This window comes from Bradyrhizobium sp. WSM2793, assembly GCF_000379585.1.
Lineage (GTDB): Bacteria > Pseudomonadota > Alphaproteobacteria > Rhizobiales > Xanthobacteraceae > Bradyrhizobium.
The window spans coordinates 25,019-51,118 of sequence record NZ_KB902773.1; the positions used below are offsets into that span (position 1 = coordinate 25,019).

Annotated in this window: 22 protein-coding genes and 3 pseudogenes; 10 read left to right on the forward strand and 15 right to left on the reverse strand. The window is 61.2% G+C overall.

From position 1 onward, the window contains the following. Nucleotides 1-150 precede the first annotated feature (150 nt). The 7 genes from A3AS_RS0108280 to A3AS_RS0108310 all read left to right on the forward strand — a co-directional run bounded on the left by A3AS_RS0108280 (nt 151) and on the right by A3AS_RS0108310 (nt 6,204). Nucleotides 151-1,515, forward strand: a complete 1,365-nt coding sequence (locus A3AS_RS0108280) for an MBL fold metallo-hydrolase RNA specificity domain-containing protein (protein ID WP_018317129.1) — start codon at nt 151-153, stop codon at nt 1,513-1,515. Further along, entirely contained in the window at nt 1,512-3,047 is a 1,536-nt protein-coding gene (locus A3AS_RS0108285; protein WP_018317130.1) for a thymidine phosphorylase family protein, read from the forward strand. The genes A3AS_RS0108280 and A3AS_RS0108285 overlap by 4 nt, the downstream gene beginning before the upstream one ends. After that, the gene (locus A3AS_RS0108290; protein WP_018317131.1) at nt 3,044-3,952 is read left to right on the forward strand and encodes a ribose-phosphate pyrophosphokinase; all 909 of its coding nucleotides are present in this window, start codon (nt 3,044-3,046) and stop codon (nt 3,950-3,952) included. The genes A3AS_RS0108285 and A3AS_RS0108290 overlap by 4 nt, the downstream gene beginning before the upstream one ends. Before the next feature lie 185 nt (nt 3,953-4,137). Beyond that, nucleotides 4,138-4,425, forward strand: coding sequence for a hypothetical protein (locus tag A3AS_RS47085; RefSeq protein ID WP_157644232.1), 288 nt, complete (start codon nt 4,138-4,140; stop codon nt 4,423-4,425). A gap of 39 nt (nt 4,426-4,464) precedes the next feature. Continuing rightward, nucleotides 4,465-4,839, forward strand: coding sequence for a copper homeostasis periplasmic binding protein CopC (gene copC / locus A3AS_RS0108300; RefSeq protein WP_018317133.1), 375 nt, complete (start codon nt 4,465-4,467; stop codon nt 4,837-4,839). A gap of 2 nt (nt 4,840-4,841) precedes the next feature. After that, a complete protein-coding gene (gene copD / locus A3AS_RS0108305) occupies nt 4,842-5,744 on the forward strand; it encodes a copper homeostasis membrane protein CopD (RefSeq protein ID WP_018317134.1) in 903 nt (300 codons plus the stop codon). A 205-nt stretch (nt 5,745-5,949) separates the two neighbouring features. Next, nucleotides 5,950-6,204: a hypothetical protein gene (locus A3AS_RS0108310; protein WP_018317135.1), complete on the forward strand. Its 255-nt coding sequence runs from the start codon at nt 5,950-5,952 to the stop codon at nt 6,202-6,204. Between the two features lie 140 nt (nt 6,205-6,344). On the opposite strand, the pseudogene A3AS_RS0108315 reads toward A3AS_RS0108310, so the two are convergent. The 14 genes and pseudogenes from A3AS_RS0108315 to A3AS_RS0108380 all read right to left on the reverse strand — a co-directional run bounded on the left by A3AS_RS0108315 (nt 6,345) and on the right by A3AS_RS0108380 (nt 20,475). After that, nucleotides 6,345-7,481, reverse strand: a pseudogene (locus A3AS_RS0108315) (OpgC domain-containing protein). Between the two features lie 42 nt (nt 7,482-7,523). Beyond that, nucleotides 7,524-8,006: a DUF411 domain-containing protein gene (locus tag A3AS_RS0108320; protein WP_157644233.1), complete on the reverse strand. Its 483-nt coding sequence runs from the start codon at nt 8,004-8,006 to the stop codon at nt 7,524-7,526. A gap of 26 nt (nt 8,007-8,032) precedes the next feature. Further along, a complete protein-coding gene (locus A3AS_RS0108325; RefSeq protein WP_018317137.1) occupies nt 8,033-8,899 on the reverse strand; it encodes a F0F1 ATP synthase subunit gamma in 867 nt (288 codons plus the stop codon). Further along, the gene (locus A3AS_RS0108330) at nt 8,896-10,452 is read right to left on the reverse strand and encodes a F0F1 ATP synthase subunit alpha (RefSeq protein ID WP_018317138.1); all 1,557 of its coding nucleotides are present in this window, start codon (nt 10,450-10,452) and stop codon (nt 8,896-8,898) included. The genes A3AS_RS0108325 and A3AS_RS0108330 overlap by 4 nt, the downstream gene beginning before the upstream one ends. After that, a complete protein-coding gene (locus A3AS_RS0108335) occupies nt 10,433-11,179 on the reverse strand; it encodes an ATP synthase F0 subunit B (RefSeq protein WP_018317139.1) in 747 nt (248 codons plus the stop codon). Before A3AS_RS0108335 ends, A3AS_RS0108330 begins: the two co-directional genes overlap by 20 nt. Before the next feature lie 4 nt (nt 11,180-11,183). Then, on the reverse strand, nt 11,184-11,429 hold the full coding sequence (locus tag A3AS_RS0108340) for a F0F1 ATP synthase subunit C (protein ID WP_018317140.1): 246 nt from the start codon (nt 11,427-11,429) through the stop codon (nt 11,184-11,186). Next, nucleotides 11,426-12,124 carry a F0F1 ATP synthase subunit A gene (locus A3AS_RS0108345; RefSeq protein ID WP_018317141.1) on the reverse strand — a complete coding sequence of 233 codons (699 nt, stop codon included), beginning with the start codon at nt 12,122-12,124 and terminating at the stop codon, nt 11,426-11,428. The genes A3AS_RS0108340 and A3AS_RS0108345 overlap by 4 nt, the downstream gene beginning before the upstream one ends. Beyond that, on the reverse strand, nt 12,121-12,423 hold the full coding sequence (locus A3AS_RS0108350; protein ID WP_018317142.1) for an ATP synthase subunit I: 303 nt from the start codon (nt 12,421-12,423) through the stop codon (nt 12,121-12,123). The genes A3AS_RS0108345 and A3AS_RS0108350 overlap by 4 nt, the downstream gene beginning before the upstream one ends. Continuing rightward, nucleotides 12,420-12,734 carry an AtpZ/AtpI family protein gene (locus A3AS_RS0108355; RefSeq protein WP_018317143.1) on the reverse strand — a complete coding sequence of 105 codons (315 nt, stop codon included), beginning with the start codon at nt 12,732-12,734 and terminating at the stop codon, nt 12,420-12,422. Before A3AS_RS0108355 ends, A3AS_RS0108350 begins: the two co-directional genes overlap by 4 nt. Next, the gene (locus A3AS_RS0108360) at nt 12,731-13,153 is read right to left on the reverse strand and encodes a F0F1 ATP synthase subunit epsilon (protein WP_026201794.1); all 423 of its coding nucleotides are present in this window, start codon (nt 13,151-13,153) and stop codon (nt 12,731-12,733) included. Before A3AS_RS0108360 ends, A3AS_RS0108355 begins: the two co-directional genes overlap by 4 nt. Further along, a complete protein-coding gene (atpD, locus tag A3AS_RS0108365) occupies nt 13,150-14,568 on the reverse strand; it encodes a F0F1 ATP synthase subunit beta (RefSeq protein WP_049814822.1) in 1,419 nt (472 codons plus the stop codon). Before atpD ends, A3AS_RS0108360 begins: the two co-directional genes overlap by 4 nt. 120 nt (nt 14,569-14,688) lie before the next feature. After that, nucleotides 14,689-17,868 carry an efflux RND transporter permease subunit gene (locus A3AS_RS0108370; protein WP_018317146.1) on the reverse strand — a complete coding sequence of 1,060 codons (3,180 nt, stop codon included), beginning with the start codon at nt 17,866-17,868 and terminating at the stop codon, nt 14,689-14,691. Nucleotides 17,869-17,896: 28 nt separating this feature from the next. Next, nucleotides 17,897-19,132: an efflux RND transporter periplasmic adaptor subunit gene (locus A3AS_RS0108375; RefSeq protein ID WP_157644234.1), complete on the reverse strand. Its 1,236-nt coding sequence runs from the start codon at nt 19,130-19,132 to the stop codon at nt 17,897-17,899. After that, nucleotides 19,123-20,475 (reverse strand): TolC family protein, encoded by a 1,353-nt coding sequence (locus A3AS_RS0108380; RefSeq protein WP_245283163.1) that lies wholly within the window; start codon nt 20,473-20,475, stop codon nt 19,123-19,125. The genes A3AS_RS0108375 and A3AS_RS0108380 overlap by 10 nt, the downstream gene beginning before the upstream one ends. A gap of 932 nt (nt 20,476-21,407) precedes the next feature. Between A3AS_RS0108380 and A3AS_RS48915 the strand changes: the two genes are divergently transcribed. The 3 genes and pseudogenes from A3AS_RS48915 to A3AS_RS0108405 all read left to right on the forward strand — a co-directional run bounded on the left by A3AS_RS48915 (nt 21,408) and on the right by A3AS_RS0108405 (nt 23,896). Further along, nucleotides 21,408-21,824 (forward strand): four-helix bundle copper-binding protein, encoded by a 417-nt coding sequence (locus A3AS_RS48915; RefSeq protein WP_018317150.1) that lies wholly within the window; start codon nt 21,408-21,410, stop codon nt 21,822-21,824. A gap of 111 nt (nt 21,825-21,935) precedes the next feature. Next, nucleotides 21,936-22,258, forward strand: a pseudogene (locus A3AS_RS44870) (putative PEP-binding protein); the annotation flags it as partial. Between the two features lie 225 nt (nt 22,259-22,483). Beyond that, on the forward strand, nt 22,484-23,896 hold the full coding sequence (locus A3AS_RS0108405; RefSeq protein ID WP_018317153.1) for a hypothetical protein: 1,413 nt from the start codon (nt 22,484-22,486) through the stop codon (nt 23,894-23,896). Between the two features lie 848 nt (nt 23,897-24,744). Here the strand turns inward: A3AS_RS0108405 and A3AS_RS49970 are convergent. Further along, nucleotides 24,745-26,044 (reverse strand): annotated as a pseudogene (locus tag A3AS_RS49970) (tyrosine-type recombinase/integrase). Nucleotides 26,045-26,100 lie beyond the last annotated feature (56 nt).

Below are 26,100 nucleotides of genomic sequence, written 5' to 3' on the forward strand. Positions count from 1 at the left end.
CAGACACTTGCTCAACTGGTCAATGGCTGGCTTGAGAGTGCCGATTTCCGCTGTCTGGCGGTTGATACAGGTCAATTTCTGCTCTGAAAGCGGGCCTACTTGTTCGACGGGCCATCATTTCACAGTCGGCCCTCCGATGGGGCGCTGACAATGGCCATTCATCTATCCTTCCTGGGCGCGGCAGGAACGGTTACCGGTTCGAAATATCTCGTCGAGAACGAAGGATCGACAATCCTGGTCGACTGCGGGCTATTTCAAGGTTTCAAAGAGCTTCGACTGCGCAACTGGGCTCCCCTCCCGTTTAACCCACACCGGATCGAAACCGTTGTTCTGACCCATGCGCATCTCGACCATTCCGGCGCCCTGCCACTTTTGACGAAGCGCGATTTCCCCGGGCACGTGTTCTGTTCGCGCGCGACTGCGGATTTGTGCGGGCTACTGTTGCCGGATTCCGGGCATCTGCAGGAGAAGGATGCCGAGTTCGCCAACCGCCATGGCTTTTCCAAGCACAAACCAGCTCTTCCGCTCTACACCGAACAGGATGCGCGCAACGCCCTCAAAATTCTACGGCCGCTACCGTTCGATCAAGACAATAGCCTAAGCGGCGGCGCCACGATCCATCTACGCCGCGCCGGCCACATCCTTGGAGCAGCATCGGTTCAAGTCGAATGGGCCGGCCGGAGAATCGTGTTCTCAGGCGATCTTGGCCGTTACGACGATGCCACTATGGTAGACCCAGTCGAGATTGACCGGGCCGACTACCTGGTCGTGGAGTCAACTTACGGCAATCGCCGACATCCGAAGCTCGAGCCGGAACAGGCGCTTCTGGACGCGATCGGCAACACCACGCATCGTGGCGGCACCGTTATCATCCCTGCCTTCGCCGTCGGTCGGACTCAAAGTCTGCTCTACTATCTTGAGCGGCTGAAGGAGAGCGGACGACTCATTAACGTCCCGGTCTTTCTCGACAGTCCTATGGCGCAAGACGCCAGCGAAATATTTTGCCGGGACGTCGCAGATCACAGGCTGCCGCCGGCCGTTTGTCGCCGAGCCTGCGCTGTGGCGCATTATGTTCGGAGCGTCGATGAATCGAAGGCGCTGATGGAAAACCCGATGCCGAAGGTCATTATCTCGGCAAGTGGCATGGCGACCGGCGGCCGGGTGTTGCATCACTTGAAGCGCTACGCACCAGATCCAAAGAACACCATTCTCTTTGCCGGCTTCCAGGCGGGGGGAACGAGAGGTGCGGCGATGGTCGCCGGGGCTGACAGCATCAAGATCCATGGCAACTATATCCCGGTGCGAGCCGAGGTCAGAAATCTCGACATGCTCTCCGGCCACGCGGATGCCGGCGAAATTCTCCGCTGGCTGCGCGGCTTCAAGACCCCTCCCAAGACAACCTTCATCACGCACGGCGAGCCAGCCGCCTCCGACGCTCTGCGAGTCCGGATCACGGAAGAACTCGGCTGGCGATGCGTCGTGCCGGAGCACGGCCAGAAGGTGGAGCTCGAATGACCACAACCCAGTCGGCATCAGAAGGCGCCGCTCCGCACAACATTCGCGCGCGGCGGCTCGGCATTGACACGCAGTATGAGGCCGTCGTCTTCATGCACAAGGAGTGTCAGGTCTGTCGTTCCGAAGGCTTCACCGCGCAAGCACGCGTACTGCTACGCAGCCGGAGCGCGCAAATTATCGCGACCTTGTACCAGGTCAGTGGAGACCTGATTGCACATGACGAGGCGGTGCTTTCGGAACCTGCATGGAAACGCCTCGAACTTACGGAGGGTGAAAGCGTAACGGTGAGCCATCCGAAGCCGCTCGATTCGCTCAGTCACGTCCGCAGTCTGATCTACGGTAACCCGCTCGGGGAATCCGCATTCCATGCCATCATCGGCGATATCGTTGATGGCCAATATTCGGATATTCACCTGTCCTCGTTCCTCACGGCCTGCGCGGCCCGACCGCTTGACCAGAACGAGGTCCTCGCCCTCACCCATGCCATGGTCGAGGCCGGAGACCGTATGACGTGGCCCGCGGGCGTCATTGCGGACAAGCACAGTGTCGGCGGACTTCCTGGCAATCGCACCACGCCTATCGTGGTCGCCATCGTTGCTGCCTGTGGGGTCGTGATGCCCAAGACGTCCTCACGCGCCATCACATCGCCGGCGGGAACGGCAGACACCATGGAGACCATGGCGCCGGTCCAGCTGGAGACGGCGGAGATCAGGCGCGTCGTCGAGCGTGAGGGGGGCTGCATCGTCTGGGGTGGCGCCGTCAATCTCAGCCCGGCCGATGACATTCTTATTCGGGTGGAACGGGCGATCGACCTCGACAGCGAAGGACAGATGATTGCCTCGATCCTGTCCAAGAAGATTGCTGCCGGATCAACGCATCTCATCATTGATCTTCCAGTCGGGCCCACAGCAAAGGTGCGCAGTGCCGAAGCCGCCGAGGCGTTGGCAGCCGGATTGAGCAGCGTCGGCGACAGCTTTGGCCTGAAGACCAAGGTTCTTACGACCGACGGATCCCAGCCCATCGGAAGAGGCATTGGTCCCGCTCTCGAAGCTCGCGACGTACTCGCCGTTCTCAAGTGCGATGCGAATGCGCCGACCGATCTCCGACAGAAGGCGATCGCATTGGCAGGCGCCCTGCTCGAGCTAGGGAATGCGGCACCCCAGAACCAAGGCGAGGCTGTAGCCGCCAAGACCCTGGACAGCGGCCGCGCCTGGGCAAAATTCCAGCGCATCTGCGAGGCCCAAGGCGGCATGCGGACCCCACCAACCTCTCGCCTGCAGCGCCCCTTGCTGGCCGAACGATCAGGACGGGTCCACTCCATTGACAGCAGACGGATCGCGCGCCTGGCCAAACTGGCGGGGGCTCCCGACGACAAGGCCGCCGGCGCCGATCTTCACGTTAGGATTGGCGATCTCGTCGAGCGGGGGCAAGCGCTGTGCACGGTGCACGCAAACGCGCCGGGCGAACTAGCCTATGCTTTCGACTATGCCCAGGCGAACCGCGACATCATCATGGTGGCGCCCCCCTCATGAACATCCTGCTTCTTCCTCAGCCCGGCAACGAGGCGATAGCCAGATTGGTCGCAGCGACGCTCGGAGCGCAGATTGGGCGCGTCGAGCAGCGCAAATTTCCCGACGAAGAAACCTATTTGCGTCTCGATAGTGACGTTAACGGGAAGCAGGTCGTAGTCGTATGTACCCTGGATCGACCCGACAATAAGATCTTGCCGCTGCTGTTTCTTGCGGCGACCGCCCGCGAATTGGGTGCCAAGAGGATCGGCTTGGTTGCCCCCTATCTCGCCTATATGCGACAGGACCGCCGCTTCAACCCGGGCGAGGCCGTTACGTCACGTCAATTCGCAAAACTGGTGTCGGAGTCCTTCGATTGGTTGGTTACGGTTGATCCTCACTTGCACCGCTACAGCTCCCTTTCCGAGATCTATTCCATTCCGACCAAGGTCGTGCACGCAGCCCCTTTGATTTCAGAATGGATCCGGTTGAACATACCTGATCCGCTGATCATCGGACCTGACAGCGAGAGCGAGCAGTGGGTCTCAGCGGTCGCCAGCGACGCCGGCGCGCCCTATACGGTTCTTCAAAAGCTAAGGCGCGGCGATCGCGACGTCGAGATAACAATCCGCAATCCTCACGATCTCGGCGGGCGGACGCCGGTACTCGTCGATGACATTATATCGAGCGGCCGTACGATGATCGAGGCGACGAAGTTGATTGCCGCCCGTACCAGCGGTATTCCACACTGCATTGCCGTTCACGGCATCTTTGCAGACAGCTCCGACGCCCTGCTGGCGAAGGCCGGCGCTCGTGTGATCACCTGCAACAGCATCCACCACGAGACGAACGCGATCGATATTGCGCCGCTGCTGATCCACGAGATTCAGGATCTTGCAGGCAATATCAATTGCTCGGGCGGACGTTAAATTCCCCAGAATTTTTTCCATCCGATGCGTCTGGCAGATTGCGGCCGTTCTCCGCGGAAAAGAACCCTTTACCGTCCCTTTCCCGCCAGAATTGGTTCAGCTCTCATTCAAGGGCGCTGCCTATTCTTCCCGGTGCAGGCTCCGCTTGTCGAAAGCGTCAGCCTCTCAGGATCGGGAGACTTGTCATGAAGCTGAAGAGTGCAATTCTAGCCGCCGCATTTGCCTTTACCGTGCTGCCCACGCTCCCGGCGCTTGCCCACGACGATTGGGACAACGGGCATGGCGCACTCCATGACCAACTCGGTGAGGCTCATGAACGCGCCCATGAGTACGGCTTTGAGAGCCGCGCCGAGCATCGCGCCTACCACCGTGCTCTCCGAGACATGCACCAGGGCTATCATGAGGATCGCGGAGACTACAGCTACTCCAGGCCGCGCTATTACTACCCAAGCTATCGGGGCTATGGATGGTAAGCAGGCAAACAGCAACTTCAATCGCGAGGAGAGCAAGTCATGCGCGCTAAACTGCTGACCATCGGCGCGAGCCTCGGGCTTGTCCTTGCTGCAACCGCAGCGATGGCCCATCCTAAACTCACGTCCTCCGTGCCGGCGGCCGATGGCACGGAGCGCGCAGCGACCGCAACCAAAGAGATTCGCCTGAACTTCTCGGAAGGCGTCATTGCCAAGTTCTCCGGCCTGGAGTTGCAGGATGAGAGTGGCAAGCCGATCGCAACGGGAACCGCGACGACCGACGCCAAGGACAAGAAGCAGCTCGTGGTCCCCCTTGAAGCGCCGCTGACTGCGGGCAAGTACCGGGTGATGTGGCACGCGGTGTCTGAGGACACCCATCGCGTCAAGGGGGAATACACCTTCACCATCGGCAACTAGCGGTGGATACAGGTCTCGTCCTCGTCCGCTTTGTGCACTACGGGGCGTCTCTTGTCCTGTTCGGTCTGGTGCTGTTTCCCCTCTACGCTTATCCGCCAGTTGCCGGTCGCGCGGGCCTCCGCGCGCCGGCCATTTCGCGCTCGGTTTCGCTCCTCGTCCTCGTCAGCGGCATTGCATGGTTCATCGGCGTCGCGGCCAGCATGACCGACGAAGGAATGAGCTGGGATACAGCTCGATTCTTCGTCACGGAAACCTCCTTTGGCACCGTCTCTCTGCTGCGGCTCGGGGCGAGCCTGGCGGCTGTGGCGATCCTAGCGCTGCGCTTTGAACTCCATACGAAGAAGCTCGATCTTGTTCTCGTCGCCGTCTGCGCAATTCTGTTGGGCAGTCTGGCAGCCGTCGGCCATACGCAAGTGGAGGACGGCCAAGCCCGCGCGGCACACACCTTCTCGGACGCTCTTCACCTTCTCGCCGCAGGCGCCTGGCTTGGCGGCCTCGTCGGCTTGCTTCGCCTGACCTTCGCGTCTCTCTACGGGAATGGGCCGACCGGCCAAGCGTGCGAAGCGGCATATCGCTTTTCAACGATGGGCTACACGGCCGTTGCGATCTTGGTCGTATCGGGTCTGGTCAATTCCTGGTTCCTTGTGGGCTCGTTAACCAATCTGGTCGCGACAGCTTACGGCCGGCTGCTCCTGCTCAAGCTCGTTCTCTTTGCGGCCATGCTGGGCTTTGCCGGGCTCAATCGATTCTTCGTAGTCCCCACGCTGTTGCGCTCAGCCTCAGCGGGCTCGAAAGGCGGCCTCCGCAGGCTCCTCATCAACATGGTCGCAGAACTGAGCCTTGGCAGCGCGATCGTCCTGATCGTCAGCCTGCTGGGCACGACCGAACCCGCGGGCGCTTCGTAGCCGCGGCGCGTCTACCTCACCGCGCATGTCGAGGGCGCTGCACTGCCGACGTGATTTTCAGCCGAGCTCGCAACCTTTGCTCGCGAGACTTCGCATACATTTTGTGCACCTCGAACAACTCGGCTCATCCGAAAAGTTGATTTGCCTCAATATGAAAGCCGCTTGTTCCCCTAGAAGAATAATATCTCAACCAGGAGAGACGGACATGATCACCAAGAAGATTTTCGCCGCCGCAATTGCAGTCGCGTTTGCAGCCACTCCGGCGCTGGCGCAGACCAGCTCCGATTCGACGAAGGAAAAAAACGGCCACCACTACTCTGGCGGGCCGAAGACTGAAGTCCCCCATCACATGGGAAAGAAAGAATCGACGGGGACAACGGGCGCCGCTTCGACCGGCGGCCATCACTACACCGGCGGTCCCAGGGCCGAACCTCATCACATGGGTGAGAAGAAGCAGTAACCGCTTTTCGTCCGTATCGGAGGCGGACGGTCCGAAAGGGCCGCCGCGCTGCCTATGGCCCCGACCATGCGAGCCACAACGCTCCGCTAAGGAGCGCCAGGAACGTGGTTCGCAAATTACAAATTACCTTGCTGCCGTCGCTATAGCGGCCGCGGATGAACCGCTGGTGCGGCTCGATTCATTCCCGTAAGCAGTGCCGCGACAGCGCTCATGATGACCAAGCCCGCGAGGGTCACCAGCGTCTGCGACACCAGGCCATTCCAGCCCAGGCTCAGAACGCCGTGGCCTGCAAAGGACAGCAGCACACCGACGCAGTAGATCACCAGCGCATATTCACCGCATTGCACAAGCGGGCGGAGCGCCCGCGTCCTGAAGATCGCGAGATTGCTTGGCAGGAAACGCCAGCAGAGCAGCGCGAGCGCCGCGAAGTGCATCAAGCGCAAGATATCGAGATTGTTCTTGTCAACCGGATAGATCAGGCGCGAAAGCCATTCCGGCACATACGCCTAGATCGAATGCACCTGCCAGCCCAACGTGATCACGAGTGAAAATATGAGATAGGCTGCGGACAACGTAGCTAAGGTCTTGGACCTGAGAACGGCAAACTGCCAACAGCCGCGCTTGGCTCCCCAACAAATGCCGATCACGAACAGCAACTGCCAGTTCAGGGGGTTGAAGTAGATCTGTCCTGTTGGGTAGGCGTCAACGTACCAGTCAAACCTGTGAGAAAGCAGGTACAGAGCGATCGACCCGATCAACGCCAAGGGCCACGCGCGCATCACCGCGGGCAAGATGGCGAGCAGGGCGAAATGAAGGATGACCATCAAGAGTAAGGGGTCCAGGTTCACGGGCGAATATCGCAGCAGCGTCGCCTGGAACAACGTGTCGGCCGGCCTCTCCAGCAGGATCGCGAGGTTGGCGTGGTCCAGCATGCTGGTCTGATAGGCCGCCAAGTGGGAGACTTCGCCCAGCAGGAATACCAGCGTCACGATGTAGGCGACATAGATCTCGAGTGAGCGCCGCAAGATGCGCAGGCAAGCAATGGTCAAGCCGGATCGTCGCGCGATATCACCATATACGATGCCGGATGCGAGCCCCGACAAAAATACAAGTATCTCTGCGGCGTCGCTGAACCCGAAGTTCTTCGGTGTGAAGTGGTTCAGATAGCTTTCCGGGATGTGATCGATGAAGATCCACCACAATGAAAGCCCGCGAAAGAGATCGATCCGCAGATCGCGCTCGACCAACGGCGGCGGTGTCGCCACGCTCCACTTCATCTGCTCGTCTTCGCCAGCTGCCGTCTCAATATGTTTCGCGCGCTATCCCTCGATCGGCCGGGTGCCGTTGAAGCGCATGAAGGACCGCGATCCCTCCGGCCCGAACAGGACGACCGTGTATGGCTGCGGCTTTCCGCCTTCCATTCCGGGCGACCCGACGGGCATCCCCGGAACGGCAAGTCCCCTCGCCTTGGGACGCTCGGATAGCAGACGACGGATCGCCAGCGCCGGCACGTGTCCCTCGATGACGTAGCCGCTCACTTCCGCGGTATGGCAGGCGACCAGGTCTACCGGAACGCCAAGACGGGTCCGCACAAGATCGAGATCAGGCGTCTCCTCGACCCTTACGGTAAAGCCGGCCCCCTTCAAATGCCCGACCCAACTCGTGCAGCACCCACAGTTTGGGTCCTTGTGAACCGTGACAACGGGCTCGTCCGCACGCGCTATGGCCAGCGTCTCCAACAGAACCGGACCGACCAGGCACAACACCGTCCGGCGCGTCATCGACTCTGAACGTATCTTCATCGTAGTGCTCCTTTCGAACGACATTATCATCGAAATCCGCGAGTTTCCCCCGCTCGGCTCGCCGTCTCGCCCGCCGCGAGCTCGATGATCTCTGCCGTAATCTCCGCCTGACGCACAATTCGCTCCGTCGCCTGCAACGTGGCGAGCTGATGCTCAACCTGGGTCCTTGCTGCAGCCATTGCTTCCATGCGGGCCTCGTTCTCGGCTGCGAATGCATGCAAGGTCGTATGACAAAGCTGCGCGTGCAGGTACTCCGCAGTCAGCTCGATCAGAAGTGCCTCAGGCGCCATGTTCAGTAAAGGCTGCCTTCGACTTGTCGGGGCGGACAAGCCCGGCAGATCAAGCGGAAACAGGCGACGGCGTTCGATGTGGATGCCCCGGCCCGGTCGCCATTCACTGAAGACGGCCTCAAGCCGACCGATCTCGCCTGAAGCGACCCGCAGCAAAAGCGCTTCCGTGATGCGATCCGCGAGCTTGGGTATGCCGAGCGAATGCACCGGCATTGGCGCGCTCCAGTCGATGGTCATCCCTCGTTCCGTCATGATGGCTCGCCCTCGCGTTCCGACCACGAACAGCTCGGCATCGTCGAGTTCCCCGCCAACAGCGTCAAGCACCCTTTCGCTGAAGGCACCGGCGAAGCCCTGCTCGGCACAAAACAAGACCAGAGCTCTCCCCGTCGCCGGCTGATCGGTCCCGAGATGGGCGGAAGAGACCAGATCAAGCACCTGTCCAATGGCCAGAGCGATGGTGGCGGAATAGCTGTCCACGGCCGCAAGCTGAACGCGGGCCTGCTGCGCCCGCGCCGCGGCAATGCCGCGCATCGCATTCACCACGGCCCCGAGCTGGCGGATGCCGCCGATACGGGCGCTTATGTCGGCCAGACGCTCGGTCATGGCAGCTTCCCCTCGTTCGGCGCTGCCGTCGCGTCTACAAGCGTGCGGACATATTGCTGAAGCACCTTATCGAGCGCCTGCTTCCGCGCATCAGTGAGCGTGCCGGTCTCCTCGATCAGCCGGACGACGTCCGGCGCGCCGCGTTCGATTGCCTCAAGGAGCCCCACGCGGAAGGCCGTAACGCCGGCGAGCGGAAGCTGGTCCATCAGCCCCGACTGCAACGCCCGCAGCAGCGCCACCTCCTCGGCGAGCTGCAGCGGCGCATGTTGGGGCTGGCCGAGCATCGCGCGGATCCGCGCACCCCGTGTCAGCTGGTTGCGGACGCGCTGGTCGGGCATGCCGCCAAAGCGGGTGAACATCTCCAGCTCGAGAAACTGAGCATAGTCGAGGCGCACCATCTCGGCAGCCTCGCGAAGCGCCAGCGCCTGCGTCTTGCCTCCGACCCGGCTGACGCTGGTGCCTACCTCGACCGCCGGCTTCTGCCCTTCATGGAAGAGCCTGGCGTCGAGTACGATCTGACCATCCGTGATCGAAATAAGATTGGTCGGAATGTACGCGCTGAGGTTACCGGCGTCGGTTTCCGCGATCGGCAGGGCCGTCAGGGAACCTCCGCCCTTCTCCTTTGACAGCTTGGCCGCCCTTTCGAGTAGCCGCGCGTGGACATAGAAGATGTCGCCTGGATATGCCTCGCGCCCTGGCGACTGGCGAGTGAGCAGAGCGATCTCGCGATGGCTGGCCGCGTGCTTCGTCAGATCATCGACCACAATCAGGGCATGCTGGCCGCGATCGCGAAAATCTTCCGCCATCGTGAACGCGGCGAACGGCGCGATCCACTGCAATCCCGGTGAGCTTGCCGACCCGGCAACGACGATAATGCAGCGCTCCATGGCGCCAAAGGTCGTTATCGCGTCGATCGCCCGGCGGATGCTTGAGCTCTTCTGGCCGACCGCGACATAGACGCAGACCAGGTCGCTGGCCTTCTGATTGATGATCGCATCGACAGCGATCGTCGTCTTGCCCGTCGATCGATCGCCGATGATGAGCTCGCGTTGTCCGCGGCCCAGCGCGAACAGGGTATCCACCACCATGATGCCGGTCTGCACGGGCTGCGTTACGAGATCCCGGTCAATGATGCTGGGCGCCGGGCGCTCTATGGGCTCGAGCCTATCCGTGACCACCGGTCCCTTGCCATCCAGTGGCCGACCTAGCGGATCGACGATGCGGCCGAGAAGCGCCGGTCCTACCGGCACGCGGACGACGTCACCGGTACCGCGCACGCGATCGCCCGCCTCGACGGCATTCACGGCATCAAACAGCACACACCCGATGCGGTCTCGTTCGAGGACCTGCGCGAAACCGAACTGTCCCTTTTCGAACCGCAGCAATTCGTCCTGGCGAACCGCAGGCAGTCCCGAGACCAGCGCGATGCCATCGCCGACCTCCTCCACCCGCCCGATCTGCTCCGTCTCGGGCCCAAGTCCGGTCGCACCAACTCTGATGCTGGCGCGCTTGAGCCAATCGTCGGCGAGCCTGTCAATGTCGGTTGCTGTCATCCGAAAGGTCCGCAAGGATCTTGGCGAGGTCGGCGCGCCAACTGTTCTTGATGACAAGGTGTGGACCGTGCAGCTCCAGACCGGCGATCAGTCCGGGATCCTCCTTGAAGGTGATCTCGGGCCGGGCTTCGAACGCCTCGGCGATCAGCTGCCGCTGGCGTTGCTGCTCCTCCGGCTGGACTGGCGTCGCGCTGACTGCCTCCAGCACCACCCCGTCTGCTGCCATGGCCTTCCGAGCCGGCTCGGGCAACGCCCGTATTTCCCGGAGCAGCACATCCAGGAACGCCGCACCGGCGGCCGGCCCATTCAGGCGAGCGACAAGCCGCCTCGCGATTTCGACGGCCAGTAGGCTCGCTCGCTCCACCCAGGCCTGCTCGGCCGCGTGCTGCTCCTTTTCGATGCTCATCTTTGCGGATGCTTCCAGCGTCGCCACCTCCCTGGCAGCCGAGGCGAGAAGCGCCTTGCGCTCCTGCTCCGCCGCCTCGTGAGCTGCAGCAATGATCGCTTCGCGTTCCCTGTCGAATCCGGACCTGATGCGCTCGATGTCCACGAGCGCGCTGTTCGCCTCGGTCCGCTTGGCCTCGGCCTCTGCCAGCACTTGAACAGATGCGACGCGACGCTCTTCGATCATGCCCGCGACCGGACGCCAAAAGAAGCGGGCGAGCAACCACACCAGGATCGTGACATTGACGGCCTGAAGCCCGACCGTCCACCATTCGATGGTCATGGCATCACTTCAGCAGCGGGTTTGCGAACAACAGCAGCAGCGCGATCACGAGGCAGTAGATCGCCATGGTCTCGATCATCGCGAGGCCGACGAACAGGGTACGCGAAATGGTGTTCGCGGCTTCCGGCTGCCGCGCGATCGCATCCATGGCGGCCGCGACGGCGCGGCCTTCAGCCAGCGCCGGGCCGATGGCGCCAAATGACACGGCAACGGCTGCCGATACGATGCTCACAATGGATAACCAGTTCATGACTGCGCCCCTACGCCGGAAGTTTTCGTTTCTTTGTTCCCCTCGGTCACTGCTCCGGCGATGAAAACCATCGCAAGGATCGCAAAAATGTACGCCTGGACCGCTCCCGTGAGCAGATCAAGCGCCATGAGGGGGATCGGTACGAGCAGGCCGGCCACAGAAAGAACGATGCCGACCACGAACACGCCGCTCATCACATTTCCGAACAGGCGGACCACGAGCGAGAACGTCCGTGTGAGGCTCTCGAGGAAATTGAGCGGGATCATGATCGGGTTCGGAGATGCGAACGTGGCGAGATAGCCGCGCACTCCCCCGGCACGGATGCCGTACCAGATCACGGCAATGAAGACGACAAGCGCAAGCGCTGCGTCGGTTTCAATCTGAGCCGTAGGCGGCTCAACTCCTGGCACGAGCGAGGACCAGTTGGCGACGAAGATGAACAGGAAGAGCGTACCGATGAAAGCACGGTAGGGGGATGGCTCTACGCCCATCGTATCCCTGATCTGGCCATCGACCGCCTCGACAATCAGCTCGATGGCCGCTTGTATCGCAGATGGTTTTTGCGACAGGCTGCGCGTCAGGAGGATGCCGCCGAGCGTTAATCCGGCCATGATCGCCCAGGTCGTCACCACGGCTGCGGTGACAGGCACGGGCCCGAGATAAAACAGCGCATTGCTGCTGAGTGGCGAGGTCATGTCACCTCCCGTGTGCTGCGATGGATGAGAGAACGGCCGATAAACACCCCCAGCGTCACCGCCAGCAGATGCAAGGGCCCCGCCAGGCTCGCCAGTGTCAACACGGCACCAAGAATGACGAAACGAAGGACCATCAGCGCAATGGTCCTCACGGCCCCGCCGCCTCCGGTGAACTGGCTGACGGTCCACCGCAGGCTGCCGAAATACATGAGGCCCAGCACGATCCCAGCGGCCAGATCGCCGGATATCGCCAAGACCTGGATCCCGGTCGGCAGGATTTCAACGAGGGAGATGCTCATGCGCTATTCATCCATCTCCATGCGGACCAGCAACCGACGGCCAGCCCGATCAGCAGCAACGGCGCGGTCCAGAAGACCCCCGTATAGAATGCGTGATCCATCCAGTGTCCCAGGTAGATTCCGATCAGCATGGGGACGACGATGATCCAGCCAAGCACACCGATCTGGGCAAGCCTTCGTGCGACTGACGGATCTCCTTCCCGCAGCTTGCGCCGGTGGCGCTCCCCGCGAATGCGGGCGCCCTTCACCAGCGGATCTTCCTGGTCTGAACCGGCGAATTTCGGCGTCGATGATTTCTCCGACCCGCTCATGAGAACATCCCCACGCCGCCCCGGTGCCCGGGCCGCAGATGATGCATCATCTGGCGGATCGCGTTGAGACGCAGCCGGGTGCTCTCGACGTTTTCGGTCCGCTCGCTCTCGAGATCGGCATGAAAACGGGCGAGCACCGTCTTGTCCAGGATGGTGAGATCGTCCCCCGGCACAGCCTCGCGCGTGGCGATGACGACCTCATCACCGCCGCCGACCGAGAGGACGCCGCGACGCACCGCGCAGTAGTGGCGCGTGCCGTTGCGGCTTTGCCAGCTCACGACAGATATCGCGAGGCTAGTGACGAAATCCGCGTGTCGCGGCAATATCCCGAAGCTCCCGGTCGCATCTTCTGCGCGGACGGCAAGCACTCCATCCTCGTCTATGACTATCGACAGCGGCGTGACGATGCTCAGCTTCATGATGCACGCCCTTTCCCGGTGGACGTGGCTTCCTTCTCGCGAGCTTCATCCAGGGTACCGACCATGTAGAGCGAACCCTCTGCCCACTCGTCCGTCTCGCCATCCAGGATCGCGCGGCAGCCAGCCAGGGTGTCGGCTCGCCGGACACTGCGGCCGGGCGTGCCGGTGAAGGCTTCCGTCACCATGAACGGCTGGCTCAGGAACCTCTGCAGGCGGCGGGCTCGCTTGACGATCAGCTTGTCATTGGCGCCAAGTTCCTCGACCCCGAGCAGCGCAATGATATCTTGCAGGTCCTTGAAGCGAGCCAGCGTCTCACGTGCGCGCTCCGCGACGCGATAATGCTCTTCGCCGACCACGAGGGGATCGAGCAAGACCGAGGACGAGGCAAGCGGATCGATCGCGGGATAAAATCCCTGCGCTGCCAGCGTGCGCGACAGCATGATGATGCTATCGGTATGACTGGATATGGCCGTCACCGCCGGATCCGTAAAGTCGTCGGCAGGTACGTAAACTGCCTGGATGGCGGTCACGGATGCGCCTGCGACCGAGGCGATCCGCTCCTGCAAGGATGCCACCTCGGTTGCCAACGTGGGCTGGTAGCCAACCCGCGACGGAAGGCGTCCAAGCAGGCTCGACAATTCGCTTCCGGCCTGAACGAAGCGGAAGACGTTGTCCATCAGAAGCAGCACGTTCTGGTGCTTCTGGTCGCGAAAGTGCTCCGCAATCGTCAGCGCCGTCAGCGGCACGCGCCAGCGCGCGCCGGGCGGCTCGTTCATCTGGCCGTAAACGAGCACGGTGCGGGCAAGAACCCCCGACTTCTGCATGTCGGTCAACAGCTCATGGCCTTCGCGGGAGCGCTCTCCAACGCCGGCGAACACCGAGATTCCGTTGTAGTTTTCGACCATGGCATGGATCAGCTCCATCACCAGCACGGTCTTGCCGACGCCGGCCCCGCCGAACATGGCGGCTTTGCCGCCCTGGGCGAGAGGCGCGAGAAGGTCAATCACCTTGATGCCTGTCTCGAAGACAGCGCTAGTCGACGTCCCATCCTCGAGCGCTGGCGGCGGGTGGTGAATGCTGCGGCGTGGAATGTCCGATAACAGTTCGGGACCGCCATCTCGGGCCGTTCCCAGCACGTCGAGAAGACGCCCGAGAATCGCATCTCCGACCGGCACTGAAATAGGGGCGCCGGTGACGCGTACGGGCGTACTGCGCGCGAGACCTGCGGTGGCCTGAAGCGCGATGCTGCGGACCGTCATGGGGTCGAGATGGCTATGCACCTCGAGGACCAGGGGCTCGGGCCTGTCCCACTCCACCGCGAGGGCCGAGTTGATGGGCGGCAGTGCTTCGCCGCCGAAATCGACATCGACGACTGCACCTCGCACCGATACGACTGTCCCTCGCGACGCAATCATATTCGTTCCAGCCGCTGCAACGCATGCGGCGCGCTTTAAGTCACACCCTTGGAACTACTATCGAACTGCCGGATGCGGCACTTGACCCTGATCAAGCTTCGGGTCGTAAAAGCAGAGGGTCTAGGAGCTGATAGGTCGGGCTTCCGCTGCTTTCTTGACGGCTTCCGCGTATCGAACCTCGCTCCACCATTTCCAGAGGACGTAAATGGCCGGATAGATCAGTAGTTCCAAGATGAAGCTGGTGACGATGCCGCCGACCATCGGGGCCGCGATGCGCTTCATGACGTCGGAGCCGGCGCCGCTCGACCACATGATCGGCAACAGGCCCATCAAGATCGCAAGCACCGTCATCATCTTGGGCCGCACGCGCTGGACGGCGCCTTCCATGATTGCGCCCTCGAGCTCCCTGATCGTGTTCATCCGCCCTTCGCGCTTCCAGCGATCATACGCAACATCCAGATATAGCAGCATGACCATCCCGGTTTCGGCGTCGACACCCGCCAGCGCAATGATGCCTACCCATACGGCCACGCTGAGGTGATAGCCCAGCAACCAAAGCAGAAGAAATGCGCCGACCAGAGAGAACGGCACCGCCATCAGCACGATCGCCACCTTGGTCATCGACCGTGCGTTGAGATAGAGCAGGACGGCGATGAGCGCGAGCGTAATGGGGATGACATAGGTCAGGCGCTTTCCGGCCCGCTGCATTCCCTCGTACGAACCGCTCCATTCCAGCCTGTAGCCCGTAGGCAACTTCACCTGCTCCTGAACGGCCTTGCGGGCATCCTGCATGTAGCTGCCGATATCCCGCCCCACCACGTCAACATAGACGTAGCCGACCAGGCGAGCGGCTTCGCTCTTGATCAAGGTAGGGCCATCGACGAAACGTATCGCCGCCAATTCGCCGAGCGGCACCTGAACGCCGCCCATTGTTGCGACCAAAATGCGCTGCAATTTACCGGGATCGTCCCGCAGTTCGCGTCCATAGCGGACGTTCACCGGATAGCGTTCGCGCCCCTCGATCGTCTGGGTGACATTCGCGCCACCCACTGCCGTCATGATGACCTCTTGCACGTCCATCACTGACAGTCCGTAACGGGCAATCGCTTCGCGATTGATCTCGAAATCCAAATAATAGCCTTCGTTCACGCGTTCGGCGAAGGCGCTTCGCGTCCCCGGAACGGGACCGACGGCCGCTTCCACGTCCGAGAGGATCCGTCCGATTTCTACGAGGTCCGGCCCGAATACCTTCACGCCCACAGGCGTCCTGATGCCGGTGGACAGCATGTCAATGCGCGCCTTGATTGGCATAGTCCAGCTGTTGGAGAAGCCGGTCATCTTGGCGTTCAGCGCCTGGTTCATTTCCCCGATCAATTTATCGGGGGTCATGTCCTTGCGCCATTGGTCCACGGGCTTGAGGTCGATCAGCGTTTCGACCATCTCCAGCGGTGCGGGATCGGTTGCGCTTTCGGCTCGCCCGGCCTTGGCGAAGACACTCGCGACTTCCGGGAACGTCATCAGGATCTGGTCCTGCTTCTGGATCGTGTCCTTCATCGTCTGGATGGAGGAGCCCGGCAATGTCGCGGGCATGAAGAGGATCGTCTCCTCCCAGAGCGGCGGCATGAATTCGCTGCCAAGACTGAGATAGATCGGCGCGATCGAGCCGATCGCCAGGAGGGCGATCACGACCATCAAATAGCGCAGCTTCAACGCCAGCTTGGCAACTGGTTGGTAAATCCAGATCAGAAAACGGTTGATCGGATTGCGCTCCTCGGCAGGAATCCTGCCTCGGATCAGCAGCATCATGAGGAAAGGCGTGACGGTGATCGACAGGATCGCCGCGAAGAACATGCTGAAGGATTTGGTGTAGGCGAGCGGCTTGAATAGCCTGCCCTCCTGGTCCTGAAGGGCAAACACGGGCAGAAAGCTGACGGTGATGATCAGGAGGGAGAAGAACAGCGAAGGCCCGACCTCCTTGCCTGCCTCGATCATGACCTCTAGCCGGGGCCGCTGCTGGTCGGGAGGTTTCGACTGTTCATGCTCGATGTGCTTGTGCGCATTCTCGATCATGACGATCGCCGCATCGACCATCGCGCCGATGGCGATGGCGATGCCGCCCAGGCTCATGATGTTGCTGGTGAGCCCGATCCACTGCATCGCAACGATCGCCATCAGCACCGCTAGCGGAAGCGTGATGATGGCGACGAGCGCGCTGCGGGCATGGAACAGGAACAGGAGGCAGACCAGGCTAACGATAATGCTTTCCTCGATGAGCTTCTCGCGAAGCGTCTCCACCGAGTGCGCAATCAGCGTGGAGCGATCATAGACCATGACCAGCTCCACTCCCTCGGGGAGCAAAGGCTGTACCTGCTCCTTGATCACCTCTTTGACGCGGTTCAGGACGTCATAGACGCTCTCGCCGAAGCGGACGACCACGATGCCCCCGGCCGCGTCGCCCATCCCATTGAAGTCCACTACCCCCCGACGGATATCAGGACCGATCTGGACCGCTCCGACATCCCGCACCAGAATGGGCGTGCCATCGGGCTGCGCGCCTACGGCGACGGTCTCGATGTCGGCCGGTCCGAGGATATAGCCCCTGCCCCGCACCATATATTCGGTGCCGGTGAACTCGAGGACCCGTCCGCCGACCTCCTGGTTGCCGCGGCGAATTTGCTCGACCACCTTGTTGATCGGGATCTTGTAGGCCAGCAGCTTGTCCGGATCGATCGTGACCTGGTACTGCTTGACGAAGCCTCCGACAGGGGCGACTTCTGCAACGCCCGGGACGGCCCGGATCTGATATTGCACCTGCCAGTCCTGGAGGCTTCGAAGTTCGGCCAGCGAGTGTTTGCCGGTTTTGTCGATCAACGCATATTCAAGCGCCCATCCGACGCCGGTCGCATCGGGTCCCAGTTTCGGCGAGACACCTTGCGGCAGCTTGCCTGCCATTCCGCTCAGGTACTCGAGCACGCGGCTGCGGGCCCAATACAGATCCGTACCATCCTCGAAGATCACGTAGATCAGAGACGAGCCGTAGAAGCTGCTGGCTCGAACCGCCTTCACCTTCGAAGCGGACAGGAGCTGGGTCACGATCGGGTAGGTGATTTGATCTTCTATGATGTTGGGACTGCGGTCCTCCCAGTCCGTCGAGACGATCACCTGCACGTCGGAAAGATCAGGCAGCGCATCCAGCGGCGTCTTGAAGACAGCCCATAACCCGCTGCCGACGATTGCAACAATCATCAGCAACATGAGGAACGGGTTACGTGCGCTGAATTCGATGACGCGGGCGATCATGGGCTCTTCTCGGCTTTCAGCGAAGCTCTCAATGCTTGGTCTTGGAATGCTCGTGAGTTCCTTCCTCACCTTTCTTTGCGGGCTCCGGCTTCGCAGCAGGCCCACTCCCGCCGCCATCCATGCCGGGCATGCCCACCATGCTCCCGCCGCCCGCTTCCAGACGGCTTTCGGAGTCGATGAGGAAATTGGCCGAGGTGACGACTTCGTCGCCAGCCTTCAGGCCTTCAAGAACCTGGAATCGATCCTCGAATTGCAGCGGGCTGATCTTGACCTGCACGGGAACGAAGCGACCTGGAGAGGTCACGCGAAAAGCGATGTCGCGCCCACCGGTCCGAATGACGGCGGACGTCGGAACAGTCAAACCGCTTCCCATCCCATGCGTCAGCATGATCTGGCCAAACATGCCGGGCCTGAACTCGCCCTTGGGATTGGGCAACTCGACACGCACCTGGACCGATCGCGACATTTCATCGACGACGGGATCGACGAATACGACCTTGCCGATAAACTTCTGCATGGGCAGGGACGGAAATGAGACCGTCACGGGCATGCCCACAACGACGTGCGGCAGCTCATATTCAAAAATCTTGGCCTGCATCCAGACCGTCGAGAGATCGGCGACCACGTACAATTCGGCCTGCGGCATCGCGTACTGGCCCTCGAACGTCTTCTTCTCCAGTACGGTCCCGGAAATCGGCGTCCGCATGATCAGCGACCGGGCAGGCTTGCCCGTCTTCTCCAGCGCTTCGATCGCGTCCTGCGGCACGTCCCAGAGCTCGAGACGCTGGCGCGCCGTCTCCGCGACCATCTGTTGGTCAGGATTGGACCGTGCCGACCGCAATGCCGTGAGAAATTCGCGCTGCGCCGCATAAAACGCCGGGCTGTAGATCGACAGCATCGGATCGCCGGCGTTGAGCTTCTGCCCCGTGAAGGCAACGAAGAGCTTTTCGACCCATCCTTCGGTCTTGAGGTGAATGTGAGCCACCTTGGTCTCGTCGGGTCGAATGATCCCCACGGCGCGAATGTTCATGGCGAGTGGTGTTTCTTCCGCCTTGCCGGTGGTCACTCCGATCCGTTGTTGCACCTCTCCGGTGACGCTGATTTCGGCAAAGCCAGGCAGGTCGCCTTTCGCAACGGCAGCCGGCGCGCTTGGCATCTTCATACCGGGCATGGCGTCCTCCGCATGAACGCCCTGAATCACGCCAACGGCCAACAGCGCGGCCAGCGCTGACCCGACCCGAGTGCCGATCCGCTTCATGGACATGAGGATCTCCCGCCATCGCAATCTGACTTCGCCATCCGGCCGATCGTCTCGATGTCCCGACCCGCAAGCGCTTCGATTTCGGCCAGCCGTTTCTCCCGCTCAATCCTGATCTGGGCGACCGCCCGGCGGGTCGCGATCAATGTCCGAAGACTGTCGATCAGCTCGGCGAATCCGATCGACCCGGCCGCGTATTCGCTTCGCGAGCTGTTGACGAGTTGCTCGGCCGCCGGAACAATGCGCTGGCGGTACAACGCCGATTGCCGGTCCGCATTGCGCAAGATGTACAGGTTGGCCACAAAGCTCGCCGCGCGATCGCTCCGGGTCTGCTGCAGCATGGCCTCGGTCGACTTGGCCATTGCATCCGCCTCATCGATAGCGCCGCGTATGGCAGGCAGCCGCGTCGGGAGCATCACCATCGCTCCGATCGTCTGCGAAAGCGTGCCTGTCACGCTCGCGGAGGGAATGATGTCGGGGAAATAAGCCAGTTTCGCCAGCTCGAGCGCGTCCCTTCGTCCCTCCACTTGCCGGGCAAGGCCAGCCAGTTCCGGATTCTGATCCACTGCCGCCGCGATGAGTTGTGCGTCAGTAGCCCCAATGGGCCGCGGCGGTAGCAAACTCGGTGGAAGGCCCAACGGCGCTCTCGCATCGCGGGCCAGCATTCCGTTGAGCTGTCCGCGCATCGACTTCGCCTCCGCCTCCATGCTGGCCAGCTCGTTCTCGGCCATCTGGGTTTCGATTTGGGCCTTCAGCAGATCCTGCAGCGGACCACCGGCCTGTGCCCGGCTCGACGCCGATTCGCTCACGAGCTTGAGGAGAGCGAGGTTCTGGCGATCGATGCGAATCTTCTCCTCGGTCAGCGCCAGATCCAGATACATGGACAGTGCTTTCCGCTGGAGATCGAACTTGACGGCGCGAAACTTTTCGCCGGCCTGCCTAGCCGCATCCAGCGCCACGAGCCCTGCCGTCTGCACCTTGATGGGCAGCGACAGGTTCATGGACGGATCGAACCCGAGACCGATCGTGGTCCGATCCCACGCCTTCATTTGCTCGGGCGAGAACATGTAGCTGAAGCTGAGGGCTACGTTGCTGTTCGGCCAAGTCGCGGCCTGATCGATGCGGGCCAGTGCGGCCTTCCACTCGAAGTACGCGGATCGAAGCTCTCCGTTGGCAAGAAAGGCCCGGTGCAAGACGGAGCGCCAATCCGCTCGTGCAGGCAAGCGCGGCAACTGATCCGGCTCCAACGGAGGCTCGAACATGGTCGAGAGCTTTTCAACCTTGGCCTGCTCTTCGATCGTCCCCGGCGGCGCTAGGGTGCAGCCACCAAGGGCAAGTAGGCCCGCCAAGGTCAGCCCCAGAGACAGGGCTGGCGCCCGCGTGCGGTTGCAGGTCGGTCGGAGCGCTCCACAACGCATGGAATATGGTCCCGATGAATTCGCATAAGGGGAACCTTCACTAGACGACAATACATTCTCGCGCACAACAGCGGATGCCCCCGTCCACAACACAGGCTTCGTCCCACTTAACCTAGCCTGAAATCTATTGTCCGGGGACGGACGGCCGATTGATCCACGTCAAGCAGCCGAGCCCTTTCCTGGGATCCGGGGCCGAGAAGTCTTGAATGCGAGCGGCTCTGGAATTCGTCATGCGAATCTGTCGGCGGGATGAGACCTCGCTCCTATCCTCTCCTCGACAGGCCCATCTCCGATTCCGGCAAAACCGGAAGCCGGACTGTTGGCGGATTAGTACCGGAAGCCTCGTCTGGCTCGGCCGGCTATCGGCAGGCCCAATTCCCAGATTTCGGGCCGCCCTGATACGTGCAGGTCCTGGACCATTCCGCGCTTCCTGAGGTCGAGTCTGGTTCAGCAGTCGGAAGGGCAATGATGTGCGCCTCCGGTGTCGCGAATGACAACGTCGCTCGATCGCTCTTCGCTGCCGCTGGAGAGACCACCACCCATGCTGAGGCGACAAGAGCGTTTAGACGCAACTTTGACATGACCATCTCCCGGTCATCGAAGCTCATGCAGGCAGACTGCACTTTGCGGGAGACGCAGAGTTGACAGGGATCAAAATGCCCGCGGGACCTAACCGACCCAAAGTCATCTGAATGAACTTCAATCCTACCAGGGGCCTGCTTGTGCCGATCGCTGGAAGACCGCTGATCTCGAAGCATAGTTGCTGGGAACCATCCCTCCGGCCCGCCCGGCACTTGCGTCGATCGAAGAAACCATTCCTTCAACCGTGGATTGGAAGAGTGGAGCGGGGAGCGCTCGGAACGATGGAGATTTCCATGCATGCGCAAGAAATGATCAGCACGCATCCTCATGTGCGTGGACAGACCAATGATACGCTCATCCGTTGCATAGAGGAGTGCTACTCCTACGCGCAGACCTGCACGTCATGTGCGGATGCTTGCCTTGCGGAGAAGAATGTAAAATCGCTCACCCAGTGCATCCGACTAAACTTGGACTGCGCCGACATCTGCAACATCACCGGCAGGATATCCACCCGCCGGACTGGCTCGGACGAGGAGATGATCCGCCGGATGCTGGATGCTTGCGCTGCGGCCTGCCGGCTGTGCGCCGACGAATGCGAGAAGCACTCCAAGATGCACGAACACTGTCGGATTTGCGCCGAAGCATGCCGGCGGTGCATGGATGCTTGTGAGGAAGCCGGACGGGGTATGGTACACTAGCCAAACCCTACTCGTATTCCGATTGCAATGCGTGTCGGTGCTGGAAGGGTGCTTCGCACCCGCCCTGGTTCTACGCTCCGGGTCCGCTTGTGAGCGCAACAGCTGCCGCTCTACTCGATCGGCTCGAACGACCTGACCAGATCACTCTCGGCGATTCCGATATCGTCGTGTTCGACTTCGACGAGCGCGATCCCAGCATGCTGGACATACTGAAGCTCGCCGTCGCCGGCGCGAAACGGAATCGACGTCATATTGGGATTTGCGGAGAAGTGCCTGCGAACTATCCGGAGATCGCGCGGTTTCTGACCCGTCTCTGGATCGACTCGATGAGCGTCAATTCGGCTAGCATCCTGCGGACGATCGGCGTCGTGTATGAGGCCGAGCGAAGTACCGGCAGCGTCGATCCTAGATACGCAGCGCCGGCCGCAAAATGACGCGCCTGAAAATCATTCGGCTTTCGGGCGGAGATCCGCCAATTCGTGGAGGGACTTTAGAGCCTCCCCTACCTCGTCATCTTCCAGCATATCGTTAAGACGGCGATGGGCGCGATTGGCCTGCTCCAACTTAAGGTTCGAAGCGTTCTGCGTCGTAGTATCTGGCTTGCTGCCAATTGGATTTTCTCGGCAAGTCATTTCCTGCCCTCGCGTGTAAGGTCGACCATGATGAAAATGGTCATTTTACACCCACGTATATTGAGCGAGATCAATTGCCGGCCGATTCAGTCGACCGGCTCAAGAGAGGCTCGATTGACTTGGGCGGGAATTCGGATAGGAGGCTATGCAAGACGGACCGGGGGGGCTGAGGTGACTGACCTGCTGCGCGTGCTGATCCAACGATGGCGTGACGATCCAGGATCGACCTATCGGACCTGGTTTCTGTGGGACGAGCGGCTCAAGAATTTTAGATCTATCCGCCGTGGTATCGCTCAGGTCGTCGAGGAGATCGACGCAGGGACGTTCGGCAACGTCTACAAGGGCTCATCCCTGGAGACAATTGTGGGCTCCATCGCCGAGCAGCGACAGATCTTCAAGGGCGCCGACCACGCCTTCCTTTGGAAGCCAAAGCTGCGTATTCCCGACATCTACGAAAATGCCGAGAACCAGCGCGCATTCGGTCGGCTCCTTCATCGTTGCACGTGCTGCAGCACCGAACAGGAGCTGATCGACGGGATCGAAACGATCGACAGGCTCAAAATAAAGGGGCTTGGACCGGCGGTCGCCAATCTGCTCTACTTCCTGCATCCAACGCTAATGCCGCCGTTCAACACGGCTATCGTCAATGGCTTTAACGCGGTGACCGGATCGAAAGTGAAGCTCGGCCGCTGGGATCAGTATCTGGCGATGCGAGCGGGCATACTGCGCCTAAATCTGACGTACCGGGATCTGTTGTCGAATGATCTTGGCGCGATCGCGGGTCTTCTCTTCGATGTAGGTATGGAACGCTACTCCGCGCCTCCAGCCAGTGAGGGAGATGGCGCGCGTGACGCTTGGCTAGGAGAGCTGTCGAAGGCGCGGGAAACAGCCAAGAAGCTGGAGGGACTGAGCGCCGCTGCACAGGACAGCGATCGAACGCATACCGAAATTCAGGCGTGGCTGCGGGATTTGGGGCTGGCCCTCGGCTACAAGGTGTGGGTTGCGGCAAATGATCGAGGGCGCACCTATAATGGTAGCACGCTGTCCGCCGGATGTTTGGATTGCCTTCCACCGTCGATCGAAGGCTTGTCGGGGGTGGATTCGATACGTCTCATCGATATCCTTTGGATCGACCCGGAGGGCACCCGTGTCACCGCCGCTTTCGAAGTTGAGCACACGACATCGATCTATTCCGGGATCGTTCGCATGCTCGACCTCGCCCTGAGCAGCGACCTTCATGCGACTGGGGGCTTGTTCTTGGTAGCTCCCGATTCACGCGAGGAGGAGGTTCGGGCGCAACTTCGTCGACCTGCATTCAGTCGCGTGGCGGATCTACAAGTGCGCTTCGTGCCTTATGGCGAGTTGGAGAAGAACAAGGAAGCCATTGCGCGGTTCGGGACCGGAATGAAAGGCATTCAAGCGATCGCGCGCATACTTTGACCAGCGCGGACCATGGATAGCATTTGTGAGCAAAACGTCGGGCCACCCAAAAAACGAGCTGCTGGCCTGTATTGGCTCGGACGCGGCGCGCAAATTGGACCACGTCTGCCACAATTCTGAAGAAGTGGTCCCGCCGATAACGCGTGCGGGACCTACTCCTTAGCGGGTCTCCAGCCAGGCAATCTGGCGGAGGATTAAGTAGCGCCGCCGTCCAGTACGTACAACTGGCACTTTCCCTGACGGTTAATTCCTGAATTGGGGCTGATCGCTCTTCTATCGTGCTCACCAAGTCTATGGTTTGCATATCAGCAATGGCTATTCCTCCGGATCGTTTCGATCGGTTGCGCTTTTTGCTCGCCGCAGTAGCCTTATTTTGCGATGAGGACGTAACGAACTTGGCGGACCTGTTTCCGCGGCATTCGTCCTATTTGTACGCTATGGCTACCCAGCAGCCATACCTGCGCTCTGGATTCCTTTCTTGCTAAGGACGCCCACTATCTTATTGCCTCGGACCTATCATGGTTCAGGCGAAGACGTGGGCGGCAAGGACGAAATGACTCGGATCGATGTATTTAGGTTGCCAGATAATAGGAAAATGTCGCGTGATGTGAAGCGTCGTCGCAAGAACCGTGGCATGCCGCCGCCCGCGACGTTCGATATCGAAACACTGCCAGGCAGCTCGAATTTGACGGCATTGGAGGTGGCTGCGGTCGTCCGGCGCACGCCCGGAGCGCTGGAGCAGTGGCGGCGCCATCCGAATCACCCGCTGAGATGGCGCTACGTCGATGGGCGCCCGCTCTATCGTGTCGATGCGGTGCGCGACTATCTGGCTGGGTGCGACAAGACTACTAAGCGCCCTCAACCGCATAGTGCTCGCGGAGACGACCGAGCAGCTCGGCCTTGATGGAGTCGAGCGGATTGGTCCGCTGCAGGCGCACGACCTTGCCGACCCGTTTCGCGCCGACCAACTGCGCGATGTAGTCGTGAGCCGCCTCGAACGCCATCTTCCGGATGATCCACTGTTCGTCGTGATTGTAGACTTGGTCGATCCCACGCGGCTTTTGGCCGACACACAGCCGCTGGATTTCGTTGTCGTAGCCGCAGCGTGACATGATGGTGCGCAGGCTGCGCCTCAAATCATGCATGGTGAATCTGGCGACACCTGCTTCCTTCACCAGACGGCTGACCATCTTCGTGAAACCCGACATCTGGCCGCCAGTCTTCGGTGACGGGAAGACATAGTCGGACGTTGCCCGCTGGAAGTATTTCGCGGCGGCGAGCACCTCGTCAACGAGGTGGGTGCGCGGCACATCGTGATGCAGGCCCATCTTGGTCCATGCCGCATCGAAGGTGACGCGGTCATCCATGATGTGCTTTTGCCACTCGATTATGGTTGGCTCGCTGCGGCGCGGGCCGCTGAGCAGGCACATGCGCGTCGGTCAGCGCCCGCCCCTTTGTGCGACGCCCGACCCGCTGCGCCCGGGTTTCCTTGGGCGCGCGATAGCCGGCGAGTACGTTGTGCTCGACGTAACCTTCGCCGACACACCATTCGAGGAATGTGTGGGCGTGCTTGCGTAAGTCATTGGCTGCGCCGCGCTTGCCGGCTTTGGCGATCTTATCCACCGCCGCCATGATTTGCCGCCGCGTCAGTTCGCCGATGGCTAGATCGACATGAACCTTGAGACCGCGCCTGAGCGCCGACATCGCGGGCTTCCAGTTGACGACTTGGCGTCCAGTCAATGACGTTTCGTAGGGGCCGTCCTCAATGATCAGGTTCGCCAGCGTGATACGCTCTCTCTCGGCCAGTTGTTGCCGCTTGGCCTCGCGCTTGGCGTCGTTCGGATCGCCCCCCTTGACCACCTCGGCGGCGGCAATGGTGGCGGCCTGGCGCGCGGCCTTCTCGTTAAACTTGGGCCAGGCACCCAGCGTCTTGCGTTGCGTGCCCCTCGCCCCAGGCTTGGTGAACAGGTAGACCCAAGTCCGGCCGCCAGTCGCGCGCATCCTGATCGCCAACCCAGGTTGCTCGGTGTCGTGCAGATAGTGCTGGGACTTGCCCGATGGCAGCGCGGCCGCGCGGATCGCCGCGTCAGTGAGCCTCAAATAGTTCGTCGTCACTCCAGCGCTGAGGCCTTTGTCGCTCGCTTCCATCGTCCCTGCCCTCTCTCCTTGCCCCCGCTACACGCCGCCGACAACCCGTTCGCTCC